The organism is Haladaptatus sp. R4 (assembly GCF_001625445.1).
Lineage (GTDB): Archaea > Halobacteriota > Halobacteria > Halobacteriales > Haladaptataceae > Haladaptatus.
On the sequence record NZ_LWHG01000011.1, the window covers coordinates 455847 to 473282 of the forward strand.

Sequence of the window (17436 nt, forward strand, 5' to 3'; positions counted from 1 at the left end):
AAGCAGGGCGGCTCCACTTCCGAGTATGCGGTTGGTCATCATGTACTCTTGGTAAGCTCAAAAACGCGTTTTAGTTATCGGTTCCGCACGAAATACCACCCGACTGCACCGAGGACGAGAACGAGCGCTCCCCCCGCGAAGAACAGCACGCCCGGCGGTATCGTCGCCAAAACGCCGTTTGCCGCATGTCCCGCGCTGTTGGTCGATTCCGTCGAGAACGTTCCCACTTGTCCGCCACCGCCGGTCGTCTTCTCGGCCGCCTTTCCGCCGATACCGAGCAGTCCCTCCGTAACGGCGTACTGAATCCCGGCGCTCACGAGGCCGAGTAGGACGGCGACGCCGAGAACGCGGGAGAGCGCGTCCTTCAATCCCGTCGTCTGTTCTTCCCGCCCGGCGAAGAGGATGAGCGGACCGTCGCTCGGTGCGTACACCTTCATCTCCCGGCCTTTCTCGGAGTAGATGGTATCGACCGCCGTGATGAGGTCCGCGTCTTCCAGCTTTTTCAGGTGATATTGGGCGTTCTGTAGCGATGTATCCACCTGCTCGCTCAGTTCGGATGCCGTCGCCGGTTGGTCGTGGAGCGCGGAGAGAAGACCACGCGCAGTATCGGACGAGAGCGCCCCGAGCAGGTCGTCCGCATCGTCGCTGTCCACGCCGAGCACTCGGGGGGACCCACCCGACGGTGGTTCCACGTCCGAACTGGAGGGCAAGAGGTCGGCCATATTTATCCGTATGCAACTGCTCGGCAATCAACTTTGCCACTGACACGGCGAAACGAATTTGGTTCGGCAACTGATACAGGGGGGTATGGAACCACTCGGAATCTTCGGGAAGGTACTCCACGACCCGCTCTTCGTCGGCCTTCTCATCATCATGCTCGCCTTCGTCTTCTTCATCTACCTGTTCATCCGCCGGATCATGACCGGATTTCAGGAAGGTATTCAGAAAGGGCAGCGATAGTCGATTCCCCTCAGAGCGCGTTTCGAATCCGCTCCGCGGCAGTTTTGATGTCCTCACGGTCAACGTTCCAGTGCGTACAGAACCGGACGACGTGTGTCCCGAACGCCGACCCGATGACGTCTTCGTCCGCGCACAGTTCGAGAAACTCCTCGGCGGTGAGTCCCGCGTGTTCGGTGTTCACGAGGACGATGTTCGTCTCGGGTGGTTGCACCGAGAGGCCGTCCACGTCCGCGAGTCGCTCCGCAAGGAGACGGGCGTTCTCGTGGTCGTCGGCCAACCGTGAGACGTTCTCCAACGCGAGCAGTCCCGGCCCGCCCACGATACCGACCTGTCGCATCCCTCCGCCGAGCAATTTTCGAACGCGTCGTGCGTGCGCAATGAACTCCTCGTCTCCGGCGAGCATCGACCCGACGGGCGCACCGAGTCCCTTCGAGAGACAGAACATCACGGAATCCACGTTCTCCACGATACGTGCCGGTGATACGTCGAGGGCGACGGCCGCATTGCCCACCCGTGCGCCATCGAGATGGACCGGAATTCCGAGGTCGTGGGCCGCCTCCGCCGCCGCGTCGATCTTTTCGGGAGCGATTGCGACCCCACCTTTGCTGTTGTGCGTGTTTTCGAGCGATAACAATCCCGTTCCGGGTCGATGTGCGTCCGCCTCGACGTAGCCGTCTCGAACCTGTTCGGGCGTCGGAATTCCACGGTCGCCGCCATCGAGCGTTCGGACTTGCAGCGCCGAGTGCTGGGCGAGTCCGCCGAGTTCCCACTTGTAGATGTGGCTCTCGCGTTCGACCAGTATCTCCTCTCCCCGGTCGGTGTGGACGCGCGCCGCGATCTGATTGCCCATCGTCCCGGTCGGGACGTAGAGGGCCGCTTCCATCCCCACGATTTCGGCGGCAGCGGATTCGAGTTCGTTGACCGTCGGGTCCTCTCCGTAGACGTCGTCGCCTACCTCGGCCTCGGCCGCCGCCGCACGCATCTCCTCGCTCGGTTTCGTGACCGTGTCGCTCCGCAGGTCTATCATACGCGACCGTTCCGCCGCGGCGACCAAATAATCGAGGGTAGAAGCAGTTCATCGACGGAGATGCCCACACCGAAAGCGGTTTCCGGTATCCACGAAATTTTGCCACATGGACGAACGAATTCGGAACCACGCCGAAACCATCGTCGACCACTCTCTCGATATCGAAGCGGGCGATACGGTCGTCGTTCGCTCGCCGACCGTCTCGGACGACCTCGCGGTTGCCCTCTCCGAAGCACTCGGCGAGCGCGGTGCGTTCCCACTCGTCACCGCCGGGCGTCGGGACAAGAAACAAGCGGCGTTCCTTCGTTCTGTCGATGCGGATGCCCTCGAAACCCCCGAGCACGAACAGGCGTTGTTCGAAGCGGCGGACGCCATCGTTCACATCCGGGGCCACGAGAACGCCTCCGACATGAGCGATATTAGCGCCGAGACCCACGCGGCATACAGACAGGCGTACCAGCCGATTCAGCAGGAAATCCTCTCGTCGCGCTGGTGTCTCACCCAGTATCCGTCCCCCGCAAGCGCGCAACTCGCCGAGATGAGCACGGACGCTTACGAGGAGTTCGTGTACAGCGCGATGAACAAGGACTGGGACGAGCAGCGCGAGTTCCAAGAGCAGATGGTCGAAATCCTCGACCCCGCCGACGAAGTTCGTATCGTCTCCGGCGAGACGACGGACCTCACGATGTCGGTGAAGGGTATGAAAACCATCAACGACGAGGGCAAGAACAACCTCCCCGGTGGCGAGGTGTTCACCGCGCCGGTCCCCGATTCGGTCGAGGGGGAAGTGCTGTTCGACAAGCCGCTCGTCCACCAGGGCAACATCGTCGAAAACGTCTGGCTGAAGTTCGAGAACGGCGAGGTCGTCGATTTCAGCGCCGACAAGAACGAGGACGTCCTCGCGGGCGTTCTCGATACCGACGACGGCGCACGCAGACTCGGCGAACTCGGCATCGGCATGAACCGCGACATCGACGAGTTCACCTACAACATGCTCTTCGACGAGAAGATGGGCGATACGGTCCATCTCGCCGTCGGCATGGCCTACGATACCTGTGTTCCCGACGACCGGGAACCGAACGAGAGCGCGGTTCACGTGGACATCATCGTGGACATGAGCGAGGACTCGTTCATCGAAGTGGACGGCGAAATCGTCCAGCGCAACGGTACCTTCCGTTTCGAGGACGGGTTCGAGGAATAACCGGGAGGGAGACGAGGCGCTTTGCGCCTCGCAAGACGAACGGCGAACGAAGTGAGCCGTGAGTTGACCGAGCGGGTTGTTTTCGTCGCGTACTACGGATATTCGAGACCAAGCGACCGCGACGAACGTTTATATACTGAAACGAACCCAGAGTCCGTATCTCCTGAAAACGACCGCGTGGATGGCCGAGGCGGGTGTGTGGCACACCTCCACGTCAAACTGTCGTGCCGCCTGTTCGCAATCTTTCGGTTCAAAATCCGTCCGAGACGGACTGATACTGAACTCCCTGTCGGCGTGAACTCTTTCTTCGCCGGTTGACCGTTCTCGAAACAGCGCACCACGAATATCTGATATATATGTGTTGTGTCACCTTGGAGTTAAGTAGCTACGGTTGAATAGAAATAATCGTGCCAAAAGTTGTCTGTCCGGACTGTCGGCGGAACATCGCGTTTCACGAACTGGAAACCAGAACCGTCGCCCAATCCAGCGGATTTTCGACGAACTATCGCTGTCCGTTCTGCCGAAACGCCATCGAGAACGTCACCGAATTGTTGTAATTTCGGACTGATCGGCGTCCGAATCACGGGTAAACTTCGTAACGGTCGGGGACTGTCGAATCCGGACGACGAGAGAACGAAGTGACTGGCGGTATCCGACAGGTCGTCCGTCCCGAAACCCCTCTCTTCGGACGCGCTCCAGTCGTCGTCGGTCGTTCCGCCGAGCTCCGGTTCGTGCACGTTGTAGTCCGTCATCGACTTCAGGTCCGACGGGCGGCCAGTGTGAATACTGGAACTGTTACTGCAGGGCTTTGTTTCCTCTCCAACAGCGGTGATGAGGTATTTACCGGACGACGAACAACCTTCGAGCGATGGCAGAGGTGAGCGCGGACGAGAACCCGTACGTCGAAGAGCCAGGGACGGATTTCGAACCCGTCGTCGAGATGAGCGAAGCCGAGGCCAGCGAACAGGCCGCACTGCTTCGCGAGGCGATCCGCCACCACGACTATCGCTACTACGTCGAAAACGACCCGCTCATCGGCGACCGGACCTACGACGCTCTCTTCACGCGACTGCGAGAATTAGAGGAGGCGTTCGACGTCCAGACTGCTGACAGTCCAACCCGACGTGTTGGCGGCGAACCGCTCGACGAACTCGACAGCGTCGAGCACGTCGCCCCGATGCTCTCCATCGACTCCAGCGGAGAGGCAGCGGACGTGCGTGGATTCGACGAGCGAATCCATCGGGCGTACGACGAGGTGGAGTACGTCTGTGACCCGAAGTTCGACGGCTTGTCGCTGGAAGTCGTCTACGAGGACGGCGAGTACGCTCGCGCCGCGACTCGCGGCGACGGGGAGACGGGCGAGGACGTGACCGAGAACGTCCGCACCATCGCCAGCATCCCGCACCACCTCCGAGGTGACTATCCGGACTATCTCGCCGTTCGGGGGGAAGTCTATCTCCCGCTGGATGCGTTCACCGCGTTCAACCGCGAGCGGGTCGAACGCGGCGAGAACCCGTTCGCCAATCCGCGAAACGCGGCCGCCGGGTCGCTCCGGCAACTCGATCCGTCCGTGACGGCGGAGCGCCCCCTCGATTGTTTCTTCTACGACGTGCTCGACGCGAGCGAGGACTTCCCGACCCACTGGTCGGAGTACGAGGCGCTGCCGAAGTTCGGGTTGAAGGTGAACGACCGCACCGAACTCGTGGACGATATCGAGGCCTGTCTCGACTACCGTGACCAGTTGATGGCCGAGCGCGAGGAGTTGAACTACGAAATCGACGGGGTCGTCATCAAGGTGAACGATCGGAAGAAGTGCGACGAACTCGGGACGACGGCACGCTCGTATCGATGGGCGTACGCGTACAAATTCCCGGCTCGTTCGGAGCAAACCACGATCATGGACGTGACCGTGCAAGTCGGACGAACGGGGCGACTCACCCCCGTTGCGCTACTCGAACCCGTCGATGTCGGTGGGGTAACCGTCTCACGCGCTAGCCTCCACAATCCGGACGAAATCGCTGAAAAGGATATCAACATCGATGACGAGGTTCGCGTCAAGCGTGCGGGTGACGTCATCCCTTACGTCTCCGAAGTGGTCGAAAAACACAGCGAAGGCCACTACGAACTCCCCGACCAGTGTCCCGTCTGCGGCAGTCCGGTCGAACGTGACGGACCGATTGCCTACTGCACTGGTGGACTCGCGTGCGATGCGCAACTTCGGCAGGCAGTAGCGTACTACGGGAGCGACGACGGACTCGATATCGAGGGACTGGGCGAGGAACGGGTGAGCCAGCTTATCGACGCAGGCTTGGTCGAATCGTTGCCCGACCTATACGAACTCGACCGGGAGGCGTTGCTCGAATTGGACGGCTGGGGTGAGAAGAGTGCGGACAACCTGCTCGCCGAACTCGAAGCGTCGAAACGCCCTTCGCTTGCGCATTTCCTCTCGGCGATCGGTATTCCACGCGTCGGGAGCGAAACGGCCCGCGAGTTGGCGCGGGAGTTCGACTCGATGGACGCCGTGATGGATGCCAGTACCGACGAACTGGAGGCCGTCTCGGATATCGGGCCGAAAGTCGCAACCGGCATCCGGCAGTTCTTCGACTCGGAGCGCAATCGAAGCGTCGTCGAGGAACTGTTGGAACACGTCGAACCGGAGCGAGAGGAAGTCGTGGATGGCGACGAACTCGCGGATTTGACGTTCGTGTTCACCGGGTCGCTGTCGGAACCACGGTCGGATATCGCGGACCTCGTCGAGAGCCACGGCGCGAACGCGACGGGAAGCGTCTCGGGTAACACGGACTACCTCGTCGTGGGAGAAAACCCCGGACAGTCGAAACCCAACGATGCGGAGGAAAACGACGTGCCGATCCTGTCGGAAGCCCAATTTTGGGAGCTGCTGGAAGACGAAGGCGTGGCGCGTTAGAGCTCCGCGCGCCGGAAGATCGAGTACCCGATTGCGACGGGGATGAACAGCCAGAACAAGAGATAGATCAGGACGAACGCATCGCTGAAGTATATCGGGAGAGAGTTACCGAGGACGCTCGCGACGGTCGTTCGGATCAGTCCGTCGAACAGCACTATCCGTGCGTCGATGTGGCTCGAATATATCAACGAATTAACCAACGTCTTGTACGCCGTTACGGGGTTCAGAAGTCGGATGAACAGCATCGTGGATACCCGTCCGGGTATTCCTATTCCAGCATATCTTCCGAGGAGACTCGCAACGAGGTTTGCCAATCCACTCCAGAAGACGAGAAAGGCGATGTACAACGTCACCGCGCCGATCATCGCTCGGCGGCCGGTCTTGGCGGTCGCCGAAATGCCGACGGACAACCCCACGAACACGAGACCGAGGAGGAGCGTGAGCAGTGCGAACAGGATGTAATCGACGACCTTGAACTGGAGGCTCGTCAGCAGGAGGATCACCGCGGCGACGACGAACCCGATGACGATGGAAATACCGACGACACCGCTCCGTCCGAGCACCTTGCCGAGTACGACGTCGTCACGCGAATGGGGAAGCGAGAGCATGAGTTTCAGCGTTCCCGACTCGCGCTCACGGGTGATGGCCGCGTAGCCGATAACGATTGAGATGAGTGGGATCAGGATCGCGGTGCCTTGCTCCATCAGCGAGATGTACTGATTGGTGTTCTGCCCCGCGTTCCCGCCGTTATCCAGGACGAACGCGATGATCGGGGGTACTGCGAACACGACGACGAATAGCCCCGTCAACACCCACAGCCATCGTGACCGAACCGCGTCCCGGAAATCCTTTCGGGCGACGGATTGCCACGTCATGGCGTCGCCTCCTGCCGGGTGTATGCGATAAAGAGGTCTTCGAGCGACGCTTCCTCGGTTTCAAAGTCCTCGACCTGCGTGCCCGTGTCTTCGAGCGTGGTGAGGACTGTGGTCTTGACGTTCGCCGCACAGTCGACGAGCAGTGTCTCCCCGTCGCGCCGGACGCTCTCGACGCCGTCGATCGCGCACACCCGATCGATCGCACCGGCGGAGAGCGAGGCGGTCTCGACTCGGAAAACGGTGTCGCCGCCGACGTTCTCTCGAAGCCCTTCGATGGAGTCCTCGGCGACGAGTTCGCCCTCGCGAAGGATTCCGACTCGGTCACAGACGGCTTCGACCTGCCCGAGGATGTGACTGGAGAAGAACACCGTCGCGCCCCGCTCCCGTTCTTCATCGATGATCTCGCGCATCTCGTGGGCACCCGTCGGGTCGAGACCGGACGACGGTTCGTCGAGAATGAGGAGATCGGGTTCGCCGACGAGCGCCATCGCGAGTCCGAGTCGCTGAGCCATCCCCTTCGAGTAGCCCCCCGCTTTCCGGTCGGCGGCCTCGGGGATTCCGACCCGGTTCAGCAGTTCGTCCGGGTCGTCGTCGGCGTTCTTCGCTTCGATGGCGAACTCCATGTGCTGTCTTCCGGTGAGGCGGTCGTAGACGGACAACCCTTCCGGGAGAACGCCGGTTCGTTTGCGAATCGCCATGCTCTCGGTCTGTGCATCGTGTCCGAGAACGGTGACCGAACCTTTCGTCGGGCGGATAAAATCGAGAACGAGGTCGATGGTCGTCGATTTCCCCGCTCCGTTCGGCCCGAGAAAGCCGAACACCTCCCCCTCTTTCACGTCGAGTGAAAGATTCTCGACGGCCGTGACGTCCCCGTATCGCTTCGTCACGTCGTCCAATCGGATAGCGGTCATCGGTTCAGATTCCGCCAACGCACACATAACGGTGTTGCTCCGTGCTATACCGTGTCATCTGGGTCACGCTTTTCCGCGATTCGTGTCGCCTCCGTGGCGTATCGTTCCTTCTCGGCTTCGTCGGTGACCCGGGCCAGTCGTTCCCGTTCGACTTCGATTGCGGCGGTCGTTTCGCCACCGAGTCTCCCCGCCCGTTCCTTGCGAAGATACCATTCTCCGTCGGGCGTCGAGTACACCAGCGTCAACAGGTCGCGGTCGCTGTACGTCCGTTCGACCAACCACACTCGAACCTCGTTCATGGCTGGCCGTTCGTGGGTATCGAATTTGTATCTGGCGAGGTGTCGGTAGCCGCAACCTTATTTATCTCCCTGATTGACCGGTAAACGATGGGACAGTCCCCGCTGTCACAGGCGTCCGACGACCGCCTGCTCGACATGCTCTTTGCGGGCGAGGAAATCGAAGAGGAAATCGAACTGGAGGGTGCGCGAATCGCGGTGACGAGTCATCGCCTTCTCGCGTTCATGCCCGAAGGGGAGGACCGACGGTTCGACCACGAAGACCGACCGAACGTCCTCGATGCCCGTGTGCAAGCCGCTGGCCACCCCGATTACCTCTCGTGGTGTGTTCGGAGCTTCATCTATGGCTTGCTCCTCGTGGGCGGTGGGTACCTACTCGACAGCAGCGGGTTGCTCACCGGCTTCGGCGATACGAACACGGCGAGTGCACAGGCCGTCGCTGGCGTCCAAGGGATGGTCGGCACGATGGTCCACGCCTTTTCCCTGCTGACGAGTATCCTGCTGCTGGTTGGGGGGGTGCTCCTGCTCGTCGGCCTCATCCTCGGGATTCTCTACCTCTTTACCCGTTCGGAAGAACTGATAATCGAACGCGCCGGACGCGACCCGATTCGAATTCCCGTCGATGGCAACGAGGCCGAGGACGCCGCTCGCCGCATTCGGGCGGCGGTAGGGACAGGTTCAAAGCCGAGCGCCGATTAATCGAAATCGATGGACGTGGCGACCGTCCGGGAGCACGCGAGCGAATTACCGCGAGAACCCGGCGTGTATCAATTCTTGGAAGGCGACACGGTTCGCTATGTGGGGAAGGCCGTCGATCTTCGGGCGCGGGTTCGGTCGTACGCCGACCCACGGAGCAACCGCATCGGGAACATGGTCGCACGGGCGGATTCTCTCGACTTCGCCGTCACCGATACGGAGACGCAGGCGCTCCTGTTGGAAGCGAACCTGATCAAACGGTATCAGCCACGCTACAACGTCCGCCTGAAGGACGACAAATCCTATCCGCTGGTGCAGGTGACGGGGCATACGTTCCCGCGGATCGAGATCACCCGCGACCCCGACCGCGCCGGAGCGACGGTGTTCGGTCCGTTCACGAACAAATCGACGGTCGAGACGGTCGTCAAGGCGCTTCGGGAGACGTACGGTATCCGTGGCTGTTCGGACCACAAGTTCGCAAACCGCGACCGGCCGTGTCTCGACCACGACCTCGGTCTCTGTACCGCGCCGTGTACGGGCGAAATCGGCCGTGAAGCGTACCTCGGCGACGTGGAGAGCGTGGAGCGATTCTTGGGTGGCGAGGTGGACGTGCTCGCACGCCCGCTTCGCCGCGAGATGGAGGCGGCCGCCCAGAGCCACGAGTTCGAGCGGGCGGCGAACCTCCGCGACCGACTCGACGCCGTCGAGTCGTTCCACGGCGGCGACGCCGACGCGATTACCTCGCAAACCGACGAGCGAACCGTGGACGTGCTCGGGGCCGCAGTCGAGGGCGAACGGGCGACGGTCGCGCGACTGCACAGCGAGCGCGGCCAACTCGTGGACCGTGACCACCACTCCTTATCGGTACCGGACGGGGACGACGTGGCCGCCGTCTTCGGCGGGTTCATCCCGCAGTTTTACGCCGAGCGCGACCTTCCCGACGCGCTGTTGCTTTCGGAGCGTCCGGACGACGTCGACGTGATGGAGTGGTTGGAAACCGAAGGCGTCGCCGTTCGCGTGCCGGGGGCGGGACGGGAGGCGACGCTCGTGGATCTGGCGTTGAAAAACGCCCGCAGGGGGTCGGGCAACCCGGATGAACTCCGGGCGCTCGCGGACGCGCTCTCGCTCCCCTCGGCCGAACGAATCGAGGGGTTCGACGTGAGTCACGCACAGGGGTCGTCGGTGGTCGGGAGCAACGTCGTTCTCGTCGGTGGGTCGCCCGAGAAGGGCGACTACCGCCGGAAGAAACTGACGGAGAAAAACGACGATTACGCGAACATGCACGACCTGATCCACTGGCGGGCGAAACGGGCGGTCGAGGGTCGGGACGACCGCCCCGACCCCGACCTGCTCCTCATCGACGGTGGGCAGGGGCAACTCGACGCCGCACGCGAAGCGCTCGACGACGTCGAATGGGACGTGCCCGCGGTCGGCCTCGCAAAGGCGGAGGAAATCGTCGTCACGCCGACCGCGACCTACAACTGGCCGAACGACGCGCCACAACTCCACGTCCTCCAGCGAGTGCGGGACGAGGCACACCGATTCGCGGTCCAGTATCACCAGACGCTTCGGGACGACGTTTCGACCGAACTGGACGACGTCTCGGGAGTCGGGCCGCAAACCCGCAGAAAGCTATTCCGTCGGTTCGGTAGCTTGGACGGGATTCGGGGAGCGTCCGACGACGAACTCCGCGAGGTCGATGGCGTCGGCGAAAAGACGGTGACCGCGTTGCGGCGTCGGTTGTGAGTTCGATATATTCTGCCGCGAGAGACCGGATCACTCCGCCGTTCGCTCGAACGCCACGTCGTGGATTTCGAGTTCGTGGGGTTCGGTGAACATGTCCTTCGGTGGGTGGTCGTCGTGGGCCTCCGCGAACGCGTCGGTGTCGGTCCACGCCTCGAAATCCTCCATCGATTCCCAGTAGGTCTGAGAGATGTACGAATCCGTCTCGGAGTTGGCGGGCGTCAGCAACTCGAATTTGACGAAACCGGGTTGACTCTCGACCTTGCCCATGCTGTCTCGAAACCGTTCCACGAACTGGTCTGCGTACTCATCTGCCACGAACAGCCTGTTTTCGACGACTATCATTCCACTACGAACTGCGTCGTTTCCACGCTTAACTCTATCTCTCGAAACGGGGTTTTCATAATCAGAAATGGATTATACGCCCCCAACAGTTCCGATACGGCCGGTTTCTCCACCTCGTTTCTTTCTCCACCTCATTTCTTTCTCCACCTCATTTCTTTCTCCACCGTCTCCGCTTCAGTACCGTGACGTCGAATGACACAAAAATGTTAAACGACTGGTGTCTCTCTGTTCGAGTATGGAACACCCGTTCTACAAACTGGGACAGATTTCGGGAGGCTCCGGGCTCTCGAAACTCCTCTTTGCAGTCGTCGCCCTCCTCGTCTTCCTCTTTTTGCTCCCGACGCTCAACGGCGTCGAAATCGTGGGATTCCTCCTGCTCGCACTTGTGGTCGTCGCCATCAACAGCGCCGTCGAGATAGTCGGTGCGTACGAAAAACGCGCCCTCGTCGTCTTCGGGGATTTCCGGGGACTGCTCGGCCCGGGACTCCACTTCATCCCGCCGTTCGTGAGCGCGACCCACAGTTTCGACATGCGGACACACATGCTCGACGTGCCGAAGCAGGAAGCGATCACGGAGGACAACTCGCCGCTGATGGCCGACGCCGTCATCTACGTCCGGGTAACGGACGCGAAGCAGGCGTATCTCGAAGTCGATGACTACCGCCGTGCGGTTTCGAACCTCGGGCAGACGACGCTCAGGGCCGTCCTCGGCGACATGAGTCTCGACGAGACGCTATCGCGCCGCGACGAAATCAACGCGCGGATTCGCAAGGAGATCGACCCGCCGACGGACGAATGGGGCGTTCACGTCGAAAGCGTCGAAGTGCAGGAAGTCATGCCAAGCCCCACCGTCGTCGATGCGATGGAACAACAGACGAGCGCGGAACGCAGACGCCGCGCCATGATCCTCGAAGCGCAAGGGGAACGACACAGCGCCATCGAGCGTGCGGAGGGTGAGAAGACGTCGAACATCATCCGGGCGCAAGGGAAAAAACAGAGCGACATCATCACCGCACAGGGTGATGCGGTCGCCACCACGCTCCGCGCGAAATCCGCCGAGGCGATGGGAGAACGCGCCGTCATCGAGAAGGGAATGGAAACGCTCCAAGCAATCGGCGAGGGCAAATCGACGAAATTCGTCCTCCCGCAGGAACTCACTTCCACGCTCGGCCGCTACGGCAAACACCTCACGGGAAGCGACGTGCGCGAGGACGGCGCTCAACTGGAGAGCAAGGAGTTCGACGCCGAAACCAAAACGCTGCTCGGGTTGGACGATATCGACGAGACGCTGGCGGAACTCGAATCGCCGGACGAACCGGACCCCAAGCCGATGGAACCCGTCGAGGCCGAATAGGCAGTCGAAGCGGAGTGGGACTTCTATTTCCCCCGCGACGTCGTTGGATTCACGCCTCCGATGTGGTTTGTTAGCACGTAACTGTTAAGCGATTCGTGGCGTAACCTTTCACATGGACAACCCATTCTACACCCTCGGCAAACTCTCGTCGGGGGCCAGTGCAGGGAAGTCCCTGTTCGCCGTCGGATTCGTCGCGTTCTTCTTTCTCGCGCTTCCGTTTCTCGACACGACGGCGATAGCGGGACTTCTCATTCTCGTCCTCGCGGCGGCCACGGTCAACAGCGCCATCGAAATCGTCGGCCCGTACGAGAAACGCGTCCTGACCGTGTTCGGCGAGTACCGACGCCTCCTCGACCCCGGCATTCACTTCGTCCCGCCGTTCGTGAGCGCGACCCACCGTTTCGACATGCGAACCCGCGTGTTCGACGTGCCGAAACAGGAGGCAATCACGAAGGACAACTCGCCCGTCATCGCAGACGCCGTCCTCTACGTTCGCGTGATGGACGCGAAGCGGGCGTTTCTCGGCGTCAACGACTACGAGCGGGCCGTCTCGAATCTCGGGCAGACGACGCTCAGGGCCGTCCTCGGCGACATGAAACTGGACGAGACGCTGTCGCGCCGGGACGTCATCAACACTCGAATCCGGGAGGAAATCGACCCGCCGACGGACGAGTGGGGGATTCGCGTGGAGAGCGTCGAAGTGCGCGAAGTGATGCCGAGCCGTTCCGTCGTCGGCGCGATGGAACAACAGACGAGCGCGGAGCGGCAACGTCGCGCGATGATCCTCGAAGCGCAAGGCCGCCGTCGGGGTGCCATCGAACGTGCGGAGGGTGAGAAGACGGCCAACATCACGCGGGCACAGGGGGAAAAACAGAGCCAAATCCTCGAAGCGCAGGGGGACGCCGTTTCGACCGTGCTCCGTGCGAAGTCCGCCGAATCGATGGGCGAGCGGGCCGTCATCGACCGCGGACTCGAAACGCTTCGGAGCGTCGGCGAGAGCAAGTCGTCCACGTTCGTTTTCCCACAGGAACTCTCCTCGCTGTTGGGTCGCTACGGCAAACACCTCTCCGGAAGCGACGTGCGCGAGGACACCATCCTCCTCGAATCGAATACATTCGACACGGAGACGCGCGAATTGCTGGGACTGGACGACGTGGACGAGATGCTCTCCGAACTCGACACGCAGGTGGACGAAACCTCGCAACTGGGTGGGACGACGGCCACCGAATCGGACTGAATCTAAAAACCGCTCGTTCGGTCACCCCAGGGCGAACACGCGGACGAGCGTGAAGATTCCGACGAGCGAATAGACGACCATCATCGTCTGGACGGTCCGATGCTCCGGAACGCGACTGTTGAGGAACGCCCCCATCTGGCCGCCCACTGCACACGTCACCCCGGCGACGAGACCGTACTCGAACGGGACGGTGAAGTTGTGACCGCTCAGCGATTCGGGCGCGTAGCGCAGGAGGACGAGGTTTGCGACGAGCGCGGAGACGACGGTCCCGTGCAGGATGAGCGCGCTCGTGCCCGTGGAGATGCGGATGGACACGTTCTTCCGAACCGTCAACAGCGTCTGTGCGAGTTCGCCGATGGCGATGCCGACGAGGCCCGCCATCGCCCCGCCGACGCCCGCGATGGTGCGGTCGAAGCGGTCGAACCGGGGCGTTCGTGTCCCCCCGTCCGTTCGAATCCGGGTCGATTCCCGGGAAAGCACTCCCGACAGTCGGCTCTCATCGACCAAGTCACCGAGCGATTTCCCGTCGCGGTGTGAGAGATAGAGGACGGTCGATAGCACGATCAACATCCCGCCGAACAGCAGTTTGAGCGCGGTGGACGGGACGAAGTAGGACACCGCTCTCGCGAGGATTGCGATCGGGATGCTGACCACGAGAATGGATTTGGCGACGGTCCAATCCACCTGCCCGCGGAACCAGTAGGCCGAGACGCTACTCGTGTATCCGAACAGTTCGACGAACAGCGCGAGTCCGATGGCACCCTGCAACGCCAGGTCGGGAAACGCTGGCACCATTTCCGGATAGACGAACAGGAACGCGGGCGTGAACAACACCGCCGCCTCCATGGCGAACGTGTTGACCGTCGTCGCGATGAGGAAGGTCAGCAAGACGAAAACGCCGAGTCCGGTCGGCGAGAATCCCAGCGGAAGCGACATCTCAGCTAACACCTTCGTTCGGGGAGGTCCAGCATCGGATTCCGCTTTCTTCCTTGGAATCGACTGACGAACGACGTAGTGCGGTCGCTCGGTGTAATCGTGACATCGTGACTGCTACACACCAGTTGACACTGAAAAAGGTTGGTGTTCGTGAGAATCCCGGTGAACGATGAGGCAGGAGTTTCCGGTCAGAACTCCCCGCGTTCGGGTTCGACGCCGCCCATCTCCTCGTCCATGTGGAACTCCTCGCGGATGGCGCGGATCCGGTCACGGATGTCGGCGGCGAGTTCGAACTCGAGATTGTTTGCGGCCTCCTCCATGCGGTCTTCGAGTTGTTGAATCTGTTCGGCCGCTTCCTCGTCCGTTTCCGGTTCGCTCCGTGAGATGCCGCCCGTGTCCGTCTTGCTCCCCGGCAGATTCGCCTCCGAGACTTCCTTCTGGATGGTTTCGGGCGTGTAGCCGTGTTCCTCGTTGAATTCCCGTTGAATCCGCCGCCTGCGTTGGGTTTCGTCCATCGCGCTCTCCATCGCGTCCGTCACCTCGTCGGCATAAAGGATGACTTCGCCGTTGACGTTCCGGGCCGCCCGGCCCATCGTCTGGACGAGTGCCGTCTCCGAACGCAGGAAGCCCTGCTGGTCGGCGTCGAGGATGGCTACCATCGACACTTCCGGGATGTCCAACCCTTCGCGGAGTAGGTTGATGCCGACGAGCACATCGAACTCGCCCAACCTGAGTCCACGAACGAGTTCGTGCCGTTCGAGTGTGTCCGTCTCGTCGTGCATGTACTCGACTGCCACGCCTGCTTCCTCCAGATATTCCGTGAGGTCCTCGGCCATCCGCTTGGTCAGCGTCGTCACGAGGACGCGCTCGTCGTTCTCGATGCGCTCGTCGATACGATCCATCAGGTCGTCGATTTGGCCCGACGCGGACGCGACCTTCACTTTCGGATCCACGAGGTGCGTCGGGCGAACGATCTGCTCCGCGATCTGCTCGCTCTGCTCGCGTTCGTAGTCGGCGGGCGTCGCGGAGATGTACAGCGTCTTGTCGCTCTTCTCCTCGAACTCCTCGAACGTGAGGGGGCGGTTGTCGTAGGCCGTCGGGAGGCGGAAGCCGTTCTCGACGAGCGAATCCTTTCGGGATTTGTCGCCCGCGAACTGCCCCCTGATCTGGGGCACCGTCTGGTGGGATTCGTCGATCACACAGAGGAAGTCGTCCGGGAAGTAGTCCAGCAAGGTGTACGGAGCGTCGCCGACCTCCCGCTCGGTGAAGTACACCGAGTAGTTCTCGATACCCGAGCAGTAGCCCGCCTCCTTCATCATTTCGAGGTCGAACGTGGTCCGCTCCTCGATCCGCTGGGCGGCCACCAAGTCCCCGTTGCGCTCGAAGTAGCGGATTCGTCGCTCCAAATCCCCCTCGATTTCCGCAATCGCTTCCGCCATCGTCTCCTCCGGAATCGAGTAGTGCTCCGCCGGGTGGACGAGCACGGCGGGTTCCTGCGATTTGACCTCCCCTTCGAGCGGGTCGATCTTCACCATCTGGTCGATCTCGTCACCCCACAGTTCGACGCGGATGGCGTACCGACCGTACATCGGGAAGATTTCGACGGTGTCGCCGCGAACCCGGAACGTCCCCTGCGTGAAGTCCATGTCGTTCCGGTCGTAGTTCAGGTCCACGAGGCGGGCGAGCAGTTCCTCGCGTTCGATGGTCTCGCCGACCTCCAGTCGTAGTCGCATGTCCTCGTAGTTTCGCGGGTCACCGAGGCCGTAAATCGCGGAGACCGAGGCGACGACGATGACGTCGTCACGGGTCAACAGCGAGCGGGTCGCGGAGTGTCGAAGGCGGTCGATCTCTTCGTTGATGGACGCGTCCTTGTCGATGTACGTGTCCGTCTGTTCGACGTAGGCCTCCGGTTGGTAGTAGTCGTAGTAGGAGACGAAGTACTCCACCGCGTTGTCCGGGAAGAGGTTTCGGAACTCCTCGTATAGCTGTGCCGCCAGCGTCTTGTTGTGTGCGATGACGAGCGTTGGTTTCTGGATTTCCTCTATCGTCCACGAAACCGTGTTCGTCTTCCCCGACCCCGTGACGCCCAACAAGGTCTGTTTTTCCATCCCCTCGTTGAACCCCGCCGCCAACTGCTCGATGGCCTCGGGTTGGTCGCCCGCCGGGTCGAATGGCGCGTCAACTCGAAAGTCGGTTTCGGCGTCGGGGTTGTCCGGCCGAAGCGGGCCGGACTGGGTGTCGCTCATGGTATCTTTCGTAGGAATTCGAGCTACTTGAGCGGGTCGCTTGTCTGAGCAAGTGGCGGTTCTCACGGCTGTCGTCGCTGGAAATTCGCTACGAAAGGATGTGTGAGCTTACCGCGACTCCATTCCCAGATCCTTTCAGCACGACGCTATCCCGTGAACTGGTGGTGGTAGACGTACTGTTCCCTCGTCCCACCGGTGAACAGGTCGGTGATGCGCTCCTCGATGCGTTCGAAGTCGTTGGATTCGAGGAACTCGGTTCCGGACACGCTGTCGGCGAGGACGGGGGCTTTCAGTCGGGTGAGGCCGCGTTCGTGGAGTCGGTCCTCGATTCCGGAGAGGAGGGCGGTGCCGATTCCGGTCCGCCAGTGGTCGGGGTCGACGTAGATGTCGGTCAGTTCTCCTTCGCCGACGCTGTCGGCGTGGGTTTGTGCAGTGGCGTGACCGTACCCGACGAGTTCGTCGTCCGTGGTGGCGACGAGGGTCTCCGCCTCGTCGTCGGCCATTCGGGCTTCGATCTGTTCGACGGTGTACCATTGGTTGAACGCGGCATCGTGCTCCTTGGAAGGGAGAAAGCTGTAGGCCTCCTGCCACGCCGCGCGTGCGACTCGGCGGATGTCGGCCGCGTCGCTTGCCGTCGCGGGTCTGATTTCCATACGGATATGATTCCACGCTGAATCATAGCG

General features: G+C 61.6%; 17 protein-coding genes. 8 read left to right on the forward strand and 9 right to left on the reverse strand.

Annotation, left to right across the window (positions count from 1 at the left end):
• Window positions 1-74 precede the first annotated feature (74 nt).
• Window positions 75-722 (reverse strand): winged helix-turn-helix domain-containing protein, encoded by a 648-nt coding sequence (locus A4G99_RS05960; RefSeq protein ID WP_066140687.1) that lies wholly within the window; start codon window positions 720-722, stop codon window positions 75-77.
• A gap of 85 nt (window positions 723-807) precedes the next feature.
• Between A4G99_RS05960 and A4G99_RS25740 the strand changes: the two genes are divergently transcribed.
• Window positions 808-960: a hypothetical protein gene (locus A4G99_RS25740; RefSeq protein ID WP_190303698.1), complete on the forward strand. Its 153-nt coding sequence runs from the start codon at window positions 808-810 to the stop codon at window positions 958-960.
• A gap of 10 nt (window positions 961-970) precedes the next feature.
• Here A4G99_RS25740 and A4G99_RS05965 read toward each other — a convergent pair whose 3' ends face one another.
• Entirely contained in the window at window positions 971-1987 is a 1017-nt protein-coding gene (locus tag A4G99_RS05965) for a low specificity L-threonine aldolase (RefSeq protein WP_066142368.1), read from the reverse strand.
• A gap of 106 nt (window positions 1988-2093) precedes the next feature.
• Here A4G99_RS05965 and A4G99_RS05970 point away from each other — a divergent pair, with 106 nt between their 5' ends.
• The 3 genes from A4G99_RS05970 to ligA all read left to right on the forward strand — a co-directional run bounded on the left by A4G99_RS05970 (window position 2094) and on the right by ligA (window position 6114).
• On the forward strand, window positions 2094-3188 hold the full coding sequence (locus A4G99_RS05970; RefSeq protein WP_066140689.1) for an aminopeptidase: 1095 nt from the start codon (window positions 2094-2096) through the stop codon (window positions 3186-3188).
• Window positions 3189-3595: 407 nt separating this feature from the next.
• On the forward strand, window positions 3596-3745 hold the full coding sequence (locus A4G99_RS25745) for a hypothetical protein (RefSeq protein ID WP_190303699.1): 150 nt from the start codon (window positions 3596-3598) through the stop codon (window positions 3743-3745).
• A gap of 311 nt (window positions 3746-4056) precedes the next feature.
• Complete coding sequence (ligA, locus tag A4G99_RS05980; protein ID WP_066140696.1) at window positions 4057-6114, forward strand: NAD-dependent DNA ligase LigA; 2058 nt, start codon at window positions 4057-4059, stop codon at window positions 6112-6114.
• Here ligA and A4G99_RS05985 read toward each other — a convergent pair.
• Genes A4G99_RS05985 through A4G99_RS05995 form a run of 3 tightly spaced genes read right to left on the reverse strand, consistent with a single transcriptional unit; the run spans window position 6111 to window position 8199 of the window.
• Entirely contained in the window at window positions 6111-6989 is an 879-nt protein-coding gene (locus A4G99_RS05985; protein ID WP_066140698.1) for an ABC transporter permease, read from the reverse strand. The two genes, ligA and A4G99_RS05985, sit on opposite strands and share 4 nt — an antisense overlap.
• Window positions 6986-7900 carry an ABC transporter ATP-binding protein gene (locus A4G99_RS05990; protein ID WP_066142371.1) on the reverse strand — a complete coding sequence of 305 codons (915 nt, stop codon included), beginning with the start codon at window positions 7898-7900 and terminating at the stop codon, window positions 6986-6988. Before A4G99_RS05990 ends, A4G99_RS05985 begins: the two co-directional genes overlap by 4 nt.
• A gap of 44 nt (window positions 7901-7944) precedes the next feature.
• Window positions 7945-8199, reverse strand: a complete 255-nt coding sequence (locus A4G99_RS05995) for a hypothetical protein (protein WP_066140700.1) — start codon at window positions 8197-8199, stop codon at window positions 7945-7947.
• Window positions 8200-8286: 87 nt separating this feature from the next.
• Here A4G99_RS05995 and A4G99_RS06000 point away from each other — a divergent pair, with 87 nt between their 5' ends.
• Window positions 8287-8895: a hypothetical protein gene (locus A4G99_RS06000; protein ID WP_066140701.1), complete on the forward strand. Its 609-nt coding sequence runs from the start codon at window positions 8287-8289 to the stop codon at window positions 8893-8895.
• 9 nt (window positions 8896-8904) lie between these two features.
• On the forward strand, window positions 8905-10638 hold the full coding sequence (locus tag A4G99_RS06005; RefSeq protein WP_066140703.1) for an excinuclease ABC subunit C: 1734 nt from the start codon (window positions 8905-8907) through the stop codon (window positions 10636-10638).
• 30 nt (window positions 10639-10668) lie between these two features.
• On the opposite strand, the gene A4G99_RS06010 is transcribed toward A4G99_RS06005, so the two are convergent.
• Window positions 10669-10980 (reverse strand): antibiotic biosynthesis monooxygenase, encoded by a 312-nt coding sequence (locus A4G99_RS06010; RefSeq protein ID WP_066140705.1) that lies wholly within the window; start codon window positions 10978-10980, stop codon window positions 10669-10671.
• A gap of 235 nt (window positions 10981-11215) precedes the next feature.
• Between A4G99_RS06010 and A4G99_RS06015 the strand changes: the two genes are divergently transcribed.
• The gene (locus A4G99_RS06015) at window positions 11216-12334 is read left to right on the forward strand and encodes an SPFH domain-containing protein (RefSeq protein ID WP_066140706.1); all 1119 of its coding nucleotides are present in this window, start codon (window positions 11216-11218) and stop codon (window positions 12332-12334) included.
• 112 nt (window positions 12335-12446) lie between these two features.
• The gene (locus A4G99_RS06020) at window positions 12447-13571 is read left to right on the forward strand and encodes an SPFH domain-containing protein (protein ID WP_066140707.1); all 1125 of its coding nucleotides are present in this window, start codon (window positions 12447-12449) and stop codon (window positions 13569-13571) included.
• A gap of 21 nt (window positions 13572-13592) precedes the next feature.
• Here A4G99_RS06020 and A4G99_RS06025 read toward each other — a convergent pair whose 3' ends face one another.
• From A4G99_RS06025 to A4G99_RS06035, 3 genes are all read right to left on the reverse strand, one after another.
• Complete coding sequence (locus A4G99_RS06025; RefSeq protein WP_066140710.1) at window positions 13593-14507, reverse strand: sulfite exporter TauE/SafE family protein; 915 nt, start codon at window positions 14505-14507, stop codon at window positions 13593-13595.
• A 188-nt stretch (window positions 14508-14695) separates the two neighbouring features.
• Window positions 14696-16753 (reverse strand): excinuclease ABC subunit UvrB, encoded by a 2058-nt coding sequence (gene uvrB, locus A4G99_RS06030; RefSeq protein ID WP_066140712.1) that lies wholly within the window; start codon window positions 16751-16753, stop codon window positions 14696-14698.
• A 146-nt stretch (window positions 16754-16899) separates the two neighbouring features.
• Entirely contained in the window at window positions 16900-17406 is a 507-nt protein-coding gene (locus A4G99_RS06035) for a GNAT family N-acetyltransferase (protein ID WP_066140714.1), read from the reverse strand.
• Between the last annotated feature and the right edge of the window lie 30 nt (window positions 17407-17436).

Excerpts from the sequence above, each read along its gene's own strand:
- A4G99_RS05960 (WP_066140687.1), bottom strand. The coding sequence starts at position 722 with ATGGCCGACCTCTTGCCCTCCAGTTCGGACGTGGAACCACCGTCGGGT.
- A4G99_RS25740 (WP_190303698.1), top strand. The coding sequence starts at position 808 with ATGGAACCACTCGGAATCTTCGGGAAGGTACTCCACGACCCGCTCTTC.
- A4G99_RS05965 (WP_066142368.1), bottom strand. The coding sequence starts at position 1,987 with ATGATAGACCTGCGGAGCGACACGGTCACGAAACCGAGCGAGGAGATG.
- A4G99_RS05970 (WP_066140689.1), top strand. The coding sequence starts at position 2,094 with ATGGACGAACGAATTCGGAACCACGCCGAAACCATCGTCGACCACTCT.
- ligA (WP_066140696.1), top strand. The coding sequence starts at position 4,057 with ATGGCAGAGGTGAGCGCGGACGAGAACCCGTACGTCGAAGAGCCAGGG.
- A4G99_RS05985 (WP_066140698.1), bottom strand. The coding sequence starts at position 6,989 with ATGACGTGGCAATCCGTCGCCCGAAAGGATTTCCGGGACGCGGTTCGG.
- A4G99_RS05990 (WP_066142371.1), bottom strand. The coding sequence starts at position 7,900 with ATGACCGCTATCCGATTGGACGACGTGACGAAGCGATACGGGGACGTC.
- A4G99_RS05995 (WP_066140700.1), bottom strand. The coding sequence starts at position 8,199 with ATGAACGAGGTTCGAGTGTGGTTGGTCGAACGGACGTACAGCGACCGC.
- A4G99_RS06000 (WP_066140701.1), top strand. The coding sequence starts at position 8,287 with ATGGGACAGTCCCCGCTGTCACAGGCGTCCGACGACCGCCTGCTCGAC.
- A4G99_RS06005 (WP_066140703.1), top strand. The coding sequence starts at position 8,905 with ATGGACGTGGCGACCGTCCGGGAGCACGCGAGCGAATTACCGCGAGAA.
- A4G99_RS06010 (WP_066140705.1), bottom strand. The coding sequence starts at position 10,980 with ATGATAGTCGTCGAAAACAGGCTGTTCGTGGCAGATGAGTACGCAGAC.
- A4G99_RS06015 (WP_066140706.1), top strand. The coding sequence starts at position 11,216 with ATGGAACACCCGTTCTACAAACTGGGACAGATTTCGGGAGGCTCCGGG.
- A4G99_RS06020 (WP_066140707.1), top strand. The coding sequence starts at position 12,447 with ATGGACAACCCATTCTACACCCTCGGCAAACTCTCGTCGGGGGCCAGT.
- A4G99_RS06025 (WP_066140710.1), bottom strand. The coding sequence starts at position 14,507 with ATGTCGCTTCCGCTGGGATTCTCGCCGACCGGACTCGGCGTTTTCGTC.
- uvrB (WP_066140712.1), bottom strand. The coding sequence starts at position 16,753 with ATGAGCGACACCCAGTCCGGCCCGCTTCGGCCGGACAACCCCGACGCC.
- A4G99_RS06035 (WP_066140714.1), bottom strand. The coding sequence starts at position 17,406 with ATGGAAATCAGACCCGCGACGGCAAGCGACGCGGCCGACATCCGCCGA.